This is a genomic window from Parabacteroides caeci, from assembly GCF_023656795.1.
Classification (GTDB): domain Bacteria; phylum Bacteroidota; class Bacteroidia; order Bacteroidales; family Tannerellaceae; genus Parabacteroides; species Parabacteroides segnis.
In genome coordinates this window covers 140,081-153,058 of sequence record NZ_JAMOKT010000003.1, presented here as the reverse complement: position 1 = coordinate 153,058, position 12,978 = coordinate 140,081, and the positions used below count along the sequence as shown (strand labels likewise).

The 12,978-nt window shown below is 43.4% G+C and carries 10 protein-coding genes; 8 read left to right on the top strand and 2 right to left on the bottom strand.

What is annotated here, in order from left to right; genetic code table 11:
* Window positions 1-2 precede the first annotated feature (2 nt).
* The 4 genes from NBH15_RS02660 (at window position 3) to NBH15_RS02645 (ending at window position 3,592) form a co-directional block, all read left to right on the top strand.
* A complete protein-coding gene (locus NBH15_RS02660; protein ID WP_250821922.1) occupies window positions 3-1,526 on the top strand; it encodes a SusD/RagB family nutrient-binding outer membrane lipoprotein in 1,524 nt (507 codons plus the stop codon).
* A gap of 13 nt (window positions 1,527-1,539) precedes the next feature.
* A complete protein-coding gene (locus NBH15_RS02655) occupies window positions 1,540-2,448 on the top strand; it encodes an alkaline phosphatase family protein (RefSeq protein WP_443146932.1) in 909 nt (302 codons plus the stop codon).
* 158 nt (window positions 2,449-2,606) lie between these two features.
* Window positions 2,607-2,954, top strand: a complete 348-nt coding sequence (locus NBH15_RS02650; RefSeq protein ID WP_046145841.1) for a hypothetical protein — start codon at window positions 2,607-2,609, stop codon at window positions 2,952-2,954.
* A complete protein-coding gene (locus tag NBH15_RS02645; RefSeq protein ID WP_186957941.1) occupies window positions 2,933-3,592 on the top strand; it encodes an ATP-binding cassette domain-containing protein in 660 nt (219 codons plus the stop codon). Before NBH15_RS02650 ends, NBH15_RS02645 begins: the two co-directional genes overlap by 22 nt.
* A 286-nt stretch (window positions 3,593-3,878) precedes the next feature.
* On the opposite strand, the gene NBH15_RS02640 is transcribed toward NBH15_RS02645, so the two are convergent.
* Together NBH15_RS02640 and NBH15_RS02635 are read right to left on the bottom strand one after the other, a co-directional pair.
* Window positions 3,879-5,015: an acyltransferase gene (locus NBH15_RS02640; protein ID WP_250821921.1), complete on the bottom strand. Its 1,137-nt coding sequence runs from the start codon at window positions 5,013-5,015 to the stop codon at window positions 3,879-3,881.
* Between the two features lie 197 nt (window positions 5,016-5,212).
* Window positions 5,213-6,337: an AraC family transcriptional regulator gene (locus NBH15_RS02635; protein WP_244050489.1), complete on the bottom strand. Its 1,125-nt coding sequence runs from the start codon at window positions 6,335-6,337 to the stop codon at window positions 5,213-5,215.
* 205 nt (window positions 6,338-6,542) lie between these two features.
* Here NBH15_RS02635 and NBH15_RS02630 point away from each other — a divergent pair, with 205 nt between their 5' ends.
* The 4 genes from NBH15_RS02630 (at window position 6,543) to NBH15_RS02615 (ending at window position 12,973) form a co-directional block, all read left to right on the top strand.
* Window positions 6,543-7,502: a fimbrillin family protein gene (locus NBH15_RS02630; RefSeq protein ID WP_244050490.1), complete on the top strand. Its 960-nt coding sequence runs from the start codon at window positions 6,543-6,545 to the stop codon at window positions 7,500-7,502.
* A 302-nt stretch (window positions 7,503-7,804) separates the two neighbouring features.
* Complete coding sequence (locus tag NBH15_RS02625; RefSeq protein WP_186957940.1) at window positions 7,805-8,365, top strand: RNA polymerase sigma-70 factor; 561 nt, start codon at window positions 7,805-7,807, stop codon at window positions 8,363-8,365.
* An 85-nt stretch (window positions 8,366-8,450) separates the two neighbouring features.
* On the top strand, window positions 8,451-9,398 hold the full coding sequence (locus NBH15_RS02620) for a FecR family protein (RefSeq protein WP_250821920.1): 948 nt from the start codon (window positions 8,451-8,453) through the stop codon (window positions 9,396-9,398).
* A 218-nt stretch (window positions 9,399-9,616) separates the two neighbouring features.
* Window positions 9,617-12,973 carry a TonB-dependent receptor gene (locus tag NBH15_RS02615; RefSeq protein ID WP_250821919.1) on the top strand — a complete coding sequence of 1,119 codons (3,357 nt, stop codon included), beginning with the start codon at window positions 9,617-9,619 and terminating at the stop codon, window positions 12,971-12,973.
* Window positions 12,974-12,978: the final 5 nt, after the last annotated feature.

The following is a 12,978-nucleotide window of genomic DNA, read 5'->3' as shown; positions in this document are numbered from 1 at the left end:
ATATGAAAGCACTTAAATATATATTTTTGTCAGCCCTCTTTATTGCCGGATACGGATGCTCTGCATATGATGACATAAACACGAATCCGAATGCGGCAACCACAGTATCATCGTCTTTACTAGCAACCCCTCTCTTGCTTGATTTGACGGCTACAGGAGGTACTGGTTCCGGTTTTATAAGCGACAATTGTCTGGCAAAACAAATGGTATGGTTAGAATCGCTACATGATTACAATTACAATGTTCTGGGAAGAGCTGGTCTCGGAGGATACAAAACCCTGATGAATGCCGTAAAAATGGTAGAACTGGCCCCGGAAGAAGACAAAGCCGCTTACCAGGGTTTAGCCCTTTTCATTAAAACATATAAACTGTTCTATACTTCCATGCAGCTGGGAGATATTCCTTACAGTGAAGCATTACAAGGTGAAGAAGGAAATGTCAAACCCAAATACGATCCTCAGGAAGACGTTATGATTGCCATCATGAACGACCTCGACGAGTCAGCTCGTTTCTTCAGTGAAGCCCACGATTTTAAAGGCGATCCGATCCTGCAAGGCAATATCTCGAAATGGCAAAAAACGGTAGATGCTTTCCGACTGAAAGTATTATTATATCTTTCCATGAAAGAAGACCACCCTGTGCTAAAAATAAAAGAACGGTTTGCACAAATTGTTGCTGAAGGAAAACTGATGAGGTCAAACGAAGACAATTTCCAGTTGGTCTTCTCCAATAAGGCAGGCCAGACCTATCCTTTCAACACATCCGTGTCAAAACATTATATGTATTCGACCATTTCAAGTGTAATGGTCGATACACTTAAAGCCTATAATGATTTCCGTCTGTTTTACTTTGCCGAACCGGCAAAAGCGCTTATCAGTCAGGGATTACAGGCGAACGATATGAATGCTTATGCAGGATTAGATCCGGCAGGCGACTTTTCCGACCTTCAATCCATGAATGCCGACGGAAAATGCTGTACGATGAACCTGAGATATACAGAGGTCGTTTCCGGTGAACCTTATATACGCCTGGGGTATGCCGAACAATGTTTTATTCTCGCCGAAGGTGTATTGCGGGGATGGATAAGCGGAGATGCCAATACATATTACAACAATGGCATTAAGGCCGCTATGAAGTTTGTTGCAGATAACACACCGGACGATAACAAATATCACCACGGAATGAAAATTACGGATGCCTATATCACTGACTATCTGAACAGCGACCATATCATTCTTTCCGGTAGTTTCGATCATAAACTAAAACAGATTATCGGACAAAAATACCTGGCTTACTACATGCAGCATCCTTTTGATGCATATTATGAATACAGACGCACCGGATATCCGGAACTTCCCATTAACCCGAAAACTAACCGGAACACAGTGAAAGACAAGATTCCTGTACGATGGATGTATTCCACCTGGGAATATGACTTCAACAGGGAAAGCGTGGAAGAAGCCGTTGCCCGCCAATATGGCGGACTGGATGATAACAACAAATTAATGTGGATCTTACAAAAATAAATAATCAACAGTTATGAAAAAGAATATCTTATTCATTCTACTTGGCATTTTCTTTGCCATGAACACCTACAATATATCAGCAGCATCCCCAAGAGCCAAACACGTTATTTTAATCGGCCTGGACGGCTGGGGAGCCTATAGTGTATCAAAAGCAGAAATGCCTAACGTAAAGAAGCTAATGGACGATGGTTCATATACTTTAAAGAAACGGTCAGTACTGCCATCTTCAAGCGCAGTAAACTGGGCTTCCATGTTCATGGGAGCCGGTCCGGAACTTCACGGATATACCGAATGGTATTCAAAGACGCCTGAACTTCCTTCACGGGAAGTAAATAAAAACGGAATATTCCCTACCGTATTCAGTTTATTGCATGAATCCGATCCCAAAGCTGAGATAGGTTGCATATACGAATGGGAAACAATCCGTTGTCTGGTAGATACTTTCGCACTCAATTATGATAAACATGTTTCCGAAGCAGAGAGTAACCCAGCAGCTGCTGCACAATATGCTGCTGATTATATAAAAAAAGCACATCCTAACCTGCTGGCCGTAATCATCGACAACCCTGACCATGTCGGACATGCAACAGGCCATGACACTCCTGAATATTATGCAGTGTTGAAAGAACTGGATAAGTATGTAGGCCAGATAGTCAATGCTGTAAAAGAAGCCGGAATGCTTGATGAGACTATTTTTATTGTCACAGCCGATCACGGTGGCATCAATAAAGGTCATGGAGGCAAAACCATGGAAGAAATGGAGACTGCCTTTATTATCTCCGGTAAAAATATCAAAAAGGGCCATGAAATCACCGAGAGTATGATGCAGTTCGATGTTGCATCGACCATAGCTCATATCTTTAAACTGGAACAACCACAAGTATGGATCGGACAACCTGTATTATCGGCTTTTGAGAAATAAATAAAGTTATATGGGGCCGGTGAATGCCGGCTCCATTCATATCCCTCCCCTTTATTATTCTTCCCCTTTTATACTTTATTAAAAAGAATCCCACCTCTATTCCCCCGGATTTGAATATCTTAGCAGAAAATCTGTTATCCTCTTAAAACCGATCAGTTATGGATAGCCTGCAAAGATGGAAAACACAATACCGGTTTTACCGGACATTCTTTCTCAGTACATTAAAATTCAGTGTCCTGATCGGTTTTCTGTTTGCCTCTTTTAGCGCACTTCGATTCTATGTTAGCATGATCGACTCTATCAGACTATGGCTACAACTCATCCCTACGGTCGGACTGGGATTCGACTATATCTATAAGGAACTGACACGCAAAGAAGAATATTTTTTCTATTATAATCAGGGAATCGGCAAGTATCAACTCTGGATCGTTACGTTTATCGTCATGTTCATCTGCTGTAATCTACTGAATCAAATCATCGAGCTATGTACACAGGCCTTGAAATAGACAGCATACTTAAATCGTTCGGCGAACGGACCATACTGGCAGACGTTTATCTGAAATGTTGCCGGGGAGATATTATTGCCCTTTTCGGACGAAACGGGACAGGCAAATCAACCTTGCTGAATATCATCTTCGGTACCTTAAAAGCCGACCGGAAGTTTATCCGCATCGACGGAAAAGTCATAAAAGGGCCGGCTTTCCGCTCCGGACTGCTTGCCTATCTGCCACAACACCCCTCCTTTCCCTCACATCTGAAAGTATCACAGATAGCAGAACTTTGTATCGCTCCGGAAGACAGGAAACGCTTTTTCGCAGACAAAATATTATTCCGTATCCGGACCTCCCGTATCTGTGAAATATCAACCGGGGAACAACGTTACCTGGAAATCAAAACCACCCTTTTCAGTCCGGCTCCTTATATCCTGCTGGACGAACCTTTTAGCGGTGTCTCGCCCGTTGTTGCCGAACAGATACGCAAACTGATGACCGAAAGCGCCCAAAACCACGGAATCATCCTGACAGACCACAATTTCAGGGAAGTACACAAAATAGCAAACCGAATCACCCTGCTCGATGATTGTTACCTGAAAGAGATAAAAAATAGAGAAGAGTTAATACCTTACGGCTATTATCAGCCATAAAAAAAGGGACACCCTTCCGGATATCCCCAACACTGAAAAAACTTCATTTTATTCTATTCCATACTTTTGCATCGCATATCTACCCAAAACTTCCAGGTAGCTGAGACACTTTCTAGCTAACTTTTTCATAGCGCAATACTAATTATTTAAAACGATCTCTTTGCCTAAACATATTCTATAAATATGTTTTACAACACAAAAGTAGTGGTTATATAGATACGATATACTCCCCGGACCGGCTTTTAACATCATTTGCACAAAAGACCGGCCTGGCCATTGAAGCGCCTTACCCAATAATGTATTTGGAGCAAGGCAGTTTGCTCAATAAATAGACAAACAGCCAGGTTACCGCCAGCGTAAAAACAGCCGATACCGGAACGATTGCCGGAATAGGAATACCCAACCAGAGCGTCAGTAAATAAGAAGGCCCTACAAAGAAATAATGTACGCAATAAACGCCGAACCCCAGTTTCGTCAGATTAGCCAACGCCCTACAAATCAAAGGAGAAGTAATACGGACCTTCTGCATCAGAAGGAATATGGCCGCCGTCATCAGCATCGCATTCGGAGAGCAATAAGTAAAGAACAGTTCCATCCCTTCCTCACTCACATTCGGGTCCGACGTCATATATCTGAACCCAATGAAAGTGGCCAGATAACCAATCAGGAACAAAGGAACAACGACAGCCAGTGTTTTACCGATCGACCAGTTATTTCCTTTCCCTAAATAATGCCCGAGCAATAAATACCCGTTAAAACCGGCAAAATAATAGAACAGGCCGTAAGCATTCCACGAGCAGGTCCCGAAAAGATACTTAGAAACAAACTCCATCAGATAAGGAATAAACAACGAAACAACCCAGATAGACAGGAACCAGCGTTTCCCCTTTTCAGACGCTTTCTCCACCCACGCAGAGAAAACAGGCATATAAAGATACAACCCGATTAAAGCATAAATATACCACATCGGCGTAGCGTAAACCGTAAAAGTAAGCGGTATCATCGCAATATCTTTCAACCCGTCGGCCAAAGATGCAGAAGGCTCGGGCGCCCAGGGAAAGAAGTCGGTCACCAGTTCAGCGCTTCCTCCCACCCACTGGATAAACCACGGTGCCAGATTAAACAGCACCGACCAGACCAGGAAAGGAAAGAACACGCGCGGAATACGTTTCTTATAAAAGACAGAAGCCTCCTGCTTCACCGGAAGCAACAGGAAACCTGTCATCATCACAAAAAGAGGCACACAAGCCCTCAGCATAGACCCGTAGGCCGACCCCCAGAAATTAATTTCAGGATTGGCACGCGACTCCGGAGAGGCATTAAAAGGGTCTGTACAATGGCAGGCAATCACCATCAGGATAGCAACGAAGCGAAGTGCGTCCATCCAAACGATATGCGGACGGGCAGTAGTAGTGTTATTCATGGTAAGCGTATTTATCTAACAGGATGTAAAAGTAGAAAATAGTTCCTACACTACAACATATTTATTTCATATATTATGACAACAAAATATCATATATTATGATACAACATTTTCATAATATATGCGACTATAATATCATAATATATGATACTTATCTCAGAATACTATCTGATAATACCGATAATACAGTCAGCTTGCTATCCTCTCTTATACTCGGAAGGAACAATCCCTGTCTGCTTAATGAAAGAGCGGCGGAACGTGCTGATGGAATGAAACCCCGAGCGTTCGGCAATCTCCTGGATACTGGCAAGCGGCTCGGCATCCATCAGGCGCTTGCTCTCTTCCACCCGGAATTGATTCACATAATCCGAAAAAGACATTCCCAGCTCCTTATTGAATAATTGCGACAGATAAGAACGGCTGATAGGGAATACCCGTTGTAAATCCGTCAGCCGAAGGTCATCCCGCAGATAAGGTTTTTCTTTCTCAAACCAGGTATTAACCTCTTCGGCATAACGTTTGAAAAGAAACCCCTGCTGTTCGTCGTCATCTTCTTCCTCATCGTTTTCATCCACCGGAGAATTCCATCCATCCTTAAACGTACGGTCAAGCTGGATATTCTTGAGAAACAAAGCCTTATAAAAGAAGTAAAACCAAACGACAAGCAACACCGCCTTATCAACCACATAGAGGAGCGGAGCATCCGTAAGCAGCAATATCAGGTAAAGGACATACAGCATCGACAGAATAACCATGGTCCTTTTCAGCCAAATCAAATCATAATTCTCCGGGTCAGATACATTCTCGCTAAGATAATCCGTATATTCTTTCCCGTATTTCATAACCAGATAAACCGGCAAAGCCATATAAAAAACAGTCAGTGCAAAAACAAGTAAACGAAGAAATACGTCCAGATTGAAAAACGCAAAAACATCTTTCATCGAATAATAAACATGTATCTCTCCACCCGATAAACGATACGTTAAATAAGAAAAACCTCCTATCAGAACAGGAGAAAGAAAAATCGAAAAACGTTTAAAAGTAAGGTATCCGGGACGCAGTTTTTCTATCACATAAGCGGCCAAGCAGGCAACCACAAAACAACTGGCAATAAGTACGTCGGGATGGAACGCTTCTTTTGCTTCATGCAGATAAAAATTAACTATATTCCGGATTACAGCCATCAAAGCCCACATAATCATGCTCCAGCCTAAAATATGTCGTGCTCTGTTACCGAACGACCTCAGCAACATCATAATCCCGCCCAATATACATAGGCCAATTATTTGCATACTCAATAAAAACTGTATTTTTTCCAACATACTTTACTACCCCGTCTTAGTATAAACAATTTGGTCCCTCAATTAGTTGATTTGCACTCTATTTAGACAATTTGACGCCCCTGGATTATTTGCACCATGCACTTTTATACCATCTCATCGTGATTTTATACCGTATGATCCCTCTCTTCCCTCAAACTGCCGGATATTTGCAATATGAAATTTGATACAAAAATAGCATAAAAGTATGAGAAATTTATTACTATTAATTACACTGATTTCGGGTTTGGCTGGTTGTTCACACGAGAGCAATTTCTCAGCCATTGAGAGTATTAGCGCGAAAGAAAAGCCATTAAAAATTATTACACGTATTTTAACTACTAAATCGGCGAATTTCGTGCAGGAATTCAAAGAAGGCTCGGAAATAGGGCTGCTGATTACACGCGAAAGCGACGGCGGACTTTATGACGAGGATAGTGATTATATAAATGTAAAAGCAGAAGCAAATTTAATTAGTAATAAAATCTCCTGGCGGCAAACGCCGGAAGTCACACTTAATTTTGACCCGGCCACCGTGTATGCCTATTATCCATATCAGCCGCAGATGAAGCTCGGAACAGCAAGCATTCCTGTGAAGCTGTCGCCCGATGCCACTCAAACCCGCGACTATATGTATGGCACACACGCTCTCGGCCAAAAAATAGTAAACAGCATCTCCCCGATGGTCTTGCTGAACATGGAACATGCGCTGTCGCTCATTTCTTTCCAGGTGAATCTGCCGGAAGGTGAAAATGAAAGTTATCAGCTAAGTGCCATACAGATAGGAAATAAAGCCGGAGGAAGCTCCTTGATATGCAAAGGCATGATGGACATCAGAAACGGACGAATCACTAAAATAGCCGGTTGCAGCACCTCGACCCGTCTGAATCTGCCGGAACCGGTTACATTAGGTAAGGAATATTGCAAAACCCAACAGATCAGGGTGATTCCGACAACGACACCCATAGCGGAAGGAGACATCGAAGCTCTCTTCACAATCAATGGGAATTCATATAAGTACAAGATGCCTGCACAGACGATGTGGGAAAAAGGACATAAATACCTCTACAAATTAACTCTCAGCGGAGAGGCTCTTACATTGAAAGAGGTATCCGTTACCGACTGGATACAGGGTAACGGTGAAGATGCTACAAGCAGCATTATGTAAGTTTTATTTTAACGAACTAACTCGTGAGAGTTACGTATACATTTAATTAATACTAAAATAGTAGTAATGAAGCCGGCCCCGAATACCGCGTCCTGCACTCAACAGGACACATATTCCCTCTCAACTTATCGCCGACAACACTCTTTTATTTGACTATAAACCTTGCCGGGGCCGGTTTCATTATGCTACTATTTTCTTTTCATCAAAAATTCAATACGTATTATTTCATCAAATAGAGTTATATTTTCCATATTTTCCCTACTTTTGTTTTCCAACGACTATTGTGAATACAACGGAAATAGATGATCGGGACTGAAATACATAACTTCAACACTTTATACACTAAATTCTACAGAAAATCCTTTCTGTTCACTAAATCCTATGTACATGACGAATGTATCGCCGAAGATATTGTATCGGACGTCCTGATTAAATTATGGGAAATATTGAAGGAAAAGGAGATAGAACATATTGAAGCCTTGCTATTGACGACATTAAAAAACAAATCGCTCGACCACCTGAAACATGAAGCTGTCAAAACAGAAGCACTTCACACCTTGACGGATATGAAACAAAGGGAGCTGGATATCCGCATCTCAACGTTGGAAGCATGTAATCCCGAAGACATATTCTCTACCGAAGTGCAGCAGATTATCACAGCAACTTTAGCTCTTCTGCCAGAACAAACCCGGCGTGTCTTTGAAATGAGCCGCTTCGAAAACAAAACAAATAAAGAAATAGCCGAAGAACTCCAACTTACAGTTAAAGGCGTTGAGTATCATATTACAAAGGCATTAAAACCTTTGCGTGAAAATCTGAAAGATTACCTGCCGCTCTTCTATTTCTACTTTTTTTTCCAATAATTTTTCACATTCCACTAGGGTTATCACTCAATGAATCGTTTTAATAATAACGGGGCATGAAACACATCCCCACAAAAGTAAAGGAATGAACCAGGAATTATTAAATAAATATATCGCAGGTGATGCAACTCCGGAAGAAAAAGAAGAGGTTGCCCGCTGGTTGGATGCCGACAAGAAAAACATGAAAGAGTTTCTTGCCCTGCGTAAACTATATGATATATCCATTTGGCAACAGGAGCAAACTCCTGTTGCCAAGGATAAGTTATCCTTGGGGAATAAGCGTTGGACGCTACGGTCTGCCAGCTTTGAGTTGGCAAAGGTTGCAGCCATTTTTATTCTTGCTTTCACTATTGTTTATTCATTCTTAATCAATGAAGACAATGATTCGGCAAAGATGCAAACCATATTCGTTCCACCCGGACAGCGAGCCGAATTGACATTGACTGACGGAACAAAAGTCTGGCTGAATGCAAAAACGACTTTTACATTCCCTGATAAATTCACAGCTAACAACCGTCGTGTCACTTTAGATGGGGAAGGATATTTTGATGTAACAAAAAATCCGGAAAAGCCTTTTATCGTAAATACCGAACGTTACGACATAAAAGTAATGGGCACAGAATTCAATGTAACGGCCTACTCCGGTTCTTCCGTTTTTGAAACCTCCCTGTTAAAAGGTGCTGTGGAAGTTTTCTCTCCGGCAAAAGATACAAAGGTCAGTTTAGAGCCGCATATGCGAACCTATGAAGAAAACGGCATATTAAAAAAAGACACGATAGAACACGAGAATTATTTTTTATGGAAAGAAGGATTAATCTGTTTCTATGATGAACCGGTAGATAAAATGATAAAGAAACTTCAATTATATTACGATGTAAAAATTGATGTTCAAAATAAGACATTGCTCAATAACCGTTATTCAGGAAAATTCCGGACCAAAGACAGTGTAGAGCATGTATTAAAGGTCCTTCAACTCAATAACAAATTTAGTTATGAAAAAGATAATGACCGGAATCTAATTACCATCAAATAAATTAATCATAAAAACAGTTAGCCTATGACATAAAAAGATGCACAAACAAAAAACCGGCAAGTGCTCCAACACCTACCGGTTCAAAGTAAGTCAATACCCGACTTCATCACTCAAATATCTAAGTATTAACTAACACAGTCTACAAAAGTATGAAAAATATTTTGTACAGGGATTCTTTTATCCCATTTAAACCACATTATAAACATATATTTCGAATTATGAAACTGACCTTCATTTCTCTCTTTATATTCGTATCGGGAGTCTTTGCAATAGAAGCTACCTCTCAAACAATGAGGGTATCCATCGTTGCAAAAAACATCTCGACACAGGAACTCATGCAAGAGATTGAAAAGCAGACAGACTATCTGTTCGTCTATAATAAAAATGAGGTAAATCTAAACCGTAAAGTAACGGTTAATGCAACCAATAAAACAGTTGCAGAAGTTCTGAAAAAAGTCTTTGAACAGACTGATGTTGTATATGCTATGGAGGGAAGCAATATTATGCTGATGAAAAATCAGACTCCTTCCGTACAAATAACCCAACAACAGGTAACTACAATCAACGGTACTGTTCTGGATGAAGCCGGGGAAGCCATTATCGGAGCAAATGTGTCTGTCCAGGGTACTACTATCGGAACTATTACAGATATAGACGGTAAATTTACACTGGAAGTCCCGGCCAATGCGACTATTCAAATTTCCTATATAGGTTATCTCACACAATTCATTCCCGTAGGAAATAAAAAATCTTTCAATATAAAATTAAAAGAAGATACCCAAACGATCGAAGAGGTTGTGGTGGTTGGTTACGGTACGCAGAAGAAGGTGAACGTCATCGGTTCTATCGCCATGGTCGGTGGCGAAAAGCTGGAAAACCGTGCGACCTCTTCCGTGACTTCCGCTTTGACCGGACAGATGCCGGGTGTGACAATCACGCAGCCGGGCGGACGCCCCGGCTCGAACACAGGGACTATCCGTGTACGTGGTGTCGGCTCCTTTGGTGCGACTCCGGATGCGTTGATTTTAGTAGATGGTATTCCAGGCAACATGACTGATATCAACCCAAACGACATTGAAAACATTTCTGTATTGAAAGATGCAGCCACTTCAGCCATCTATGGTGCGCGTGCCGCCAATGGTGTCGTGCTGATTACGACCAAGCAGGGAAAAGCCGAAAAGGTGAGAGTTTCTTACAACGGTTATGTCGGTTTCAACCGGGCTATAGAACTGCCGGAATATGTAGATAGCTGGGATTATGCCCGCCTGTTGAACGAGGCGGAAGGCATGACCCGTTTCACGGACGAAGAAATCCAGGCCATGCGCGACGGCAGCCAGCCGGACCGGTATGCCAATGAGAAGTTTGTGGATGACATCTTCTCCGGCAAGGGCATCCAGACCGGGCACGACCTTTCCGTGACCGGAGGGTCTGAACGCAGCCAGTATTTTGCCTCTTTCGGCTATTTGAGCCAGGATGGTATTGTTCCGGGAAACAACTACTCCCGTTATACCGCCCGTTTGAACTTGACCTCCGAGTTGGCAAAGAACTTGAAACTGACGGTCCGCCTGCGTGGTGACAAGACAAACCGGAAAGAACCCGGAACGGCCGGTTCCATCGATGGCAGCGGCATGATGCTGCTCATCCAGCAGGGGTTGCGTTTCCCCGGTTATATGCCTTCCGTGTTGAGCGACGGCAGCTGGGGGTCGGGCGTGAAGAACTTTGGCACGGCGAAAGCCTGGTTGGCTTCCGAATCATTCTCTGAAAATCCGGTTACCCGTATCAACTCGACGGTCAGCTTGGACTACAGCCCGATTGAAGGGTTGAAACTGTCGGCCATTGGGGCTTACAACTTTACCAATTCGCAATCCAAGGATTATAGAGCCACGTTGCCGGTAACGATTAATGGCCGGACGCAGATATTGGGGCCTTCCTCTTTAGATGAAGCGAATACGAACACCGATTACAAGTCGTTCCAGGCAACAGCCAACTATTCGAAGTCGTTCAATTCGTTGCACAACTTGGACCTGTTGGTCGGTTATTCTTGGGAAGAACAGTCGAGCCGTAATATGTCGGCCAGCCGCCAGAACTTCCCGAACAACAATTATCCCTATCTGACGATGGGTTCGCCGGACGTACAGACCAATGCCGGCGGCGGTAGCGATTGGGTGATCCAGTCTGTTTTCGGTCGTGCGCAGTACAACTATGCCGAACGCTATTTGGGCGAATTGACCATGCGCTACGACGGTTCCTCCCGTTTCCCGACCGATTCCCGCTATGCCTTCTTCCCCTCTGCCGCTTTGGGATGGAGAATCTCGGAAGAAAGCTTTATGAAGGAGAATGAAAACCTCTCTTTCATCGACAACTTGAAGTTAAAGGTGTCTGCCGGTATTTTGGGTAACAACAACATCGGTAATTATGCTTACCAATCAACCTACGTGTTGGGTAAAGCCTATAACTATCCGTTGGGCGGCGTCATACAGCAGGGTGCGCAGCTAACAACTTATACCGACCCGCGTTTGAAGTGGGAAACTACCCGTACCATTGATGCCGGTTTTGAATCGGTTTTGTGGAATGGTTTTTTAAGTGCTAATGTAACTTATTTCCACCGTTATACCTACGACATCCTGTTCAAGCCGAATGCCAGTGCCTCTGCCATTTTCGGTCTGACCATGGCCGAAGTGAACACCGGTGAGGCGTTGAACCACGGTTGGGAATTTGAAGTAGGCCACCGCCATCATATCGGTGATTTCAGCTATGGCGTGAATGCCAACTTCTCTATCATCAACAACGAGGTCAAGTCTTTGGGTGTCGGCAATGTGGAACAGCCGAACGGAATGGTAGGTAACGGTTCCGGCCTGTTTATCGGTTATCCGATGCAGATGTATTACGGTTATCTGACGGACGGTGTATTCCAGGACCAGGCCGACATCGACGCTTGGTTTGAACATACCAACCAGTCTGCCATGGGTAGCAACAAGGCACAGACGAAGCCGGGCGATATCCGCTATAAGGATATTTCCGGTCCGGACGGTGTACCCGATGGAAAGGTAGATGCTACCTACGACCGCGTTTACTTGGGTTCACAAATCCCGAAATATACCTTCGGCCTCTCTTTCAATGCCGAATATAAAGGGTTTGACCTGAACCTGTTCCTGCAGGGCGTTGCCGGCGTGCAGGGTATGTTGAGCAATTATGCCGGTTGGGCTTTGTGGAGTGAAGGCAATATACAGAAGTGGCAGATGGAAGAGGCGTTCGACCCGGAAAACCCGGTGCGCTACCCGAAATATCCGCGCATCGAGAACTTAGGGAATACCATCGGTGTGAACACGCAGACTTCCGACTTCTGGGTACGCAACGCTGCTTACCTGCGTATCAAGAATATCCAGTTGGGATATACGCTGCCGAAGTCGTTGCTGAATGGCACCTTCATTTCGAGCATCCGTGTGTATGCCGCTACGGAAAACCCCTACACGTTCCACAGCTTCCCCGACGGTTGGGATCCGGAAATCAGCACAGGCGGACAGTTCTATCCGGTATTGCGTAACTTTACATTTGGTTTGAATCTTAAATTTTAATGGGC

Coding starts and splice junctions, on each gene's coding strand:
- NBH15_RS02660 (WP_250821922.1), top strand. CDS start 3: ATGAAAGCACTTAAATATATATTTTTGTCAGCCCTCTTTATTGCCGGA.
- NBH15_RS02655 (WP_443146932.1), top strand. CDS start 1,540: ATGAAAAAGAATATCTTATTCATTCTACTTGGCATTTTCTTTGCCATG.
- NBH15_RS02650 (WP_046145841.1), top strand. CDS start 2,607: ATGGATAGCCTGCAAAGATGGAAAACACAATACCGGTTTTACCGGACA.
- NBH15_RS02645 (WP_186957941.1), top strand. CDS start 2,933: ATGTACACAGGCCTTGAAATAGACAGCATACTTAAATCGTTCGGCGAA.
- NBH15_RS02640 (WP_250821921.1), bottom strand. CDS start 5,015: ATGAATAACACTACTACTGCCCGTCCGCATATCGTTTGGATGGACGCA.
- NBH15_RS02635 (WP_244050489.1), bottom strand. CDS start 6,337: ATGTTGGAAAAAATACAGTTTTTATTGAGTATGCAAATAATTGGCCTA.
- NBH15_RS02630 (WP_244050490.1), top strand. CDS start 6,543: ATGAGAAATTTATTACTATTAATTACACTGATTTCGGGTTTGGCTGGT.
- NBH15_RS02625 (WP_186957940.1), top strand. CDS start 7,805: ATGATCGGGACTGAAATACATAACTTCAACACTTTATACACTAAATTC.
- NBH15_RS02620 (WP_250821920.1), top strand. CDS start 8,451: ATGAACCAGGAATTATTAAATAAATATATCGCAGGTGATGCAACTCCG.
- NBH15_RS02615 (WP_250821919.1), top strand. CDS start 9,617: ATGAAACTGACCTTCATTTCTCTCTTTATATTCGTATCGGGAGTCTTT.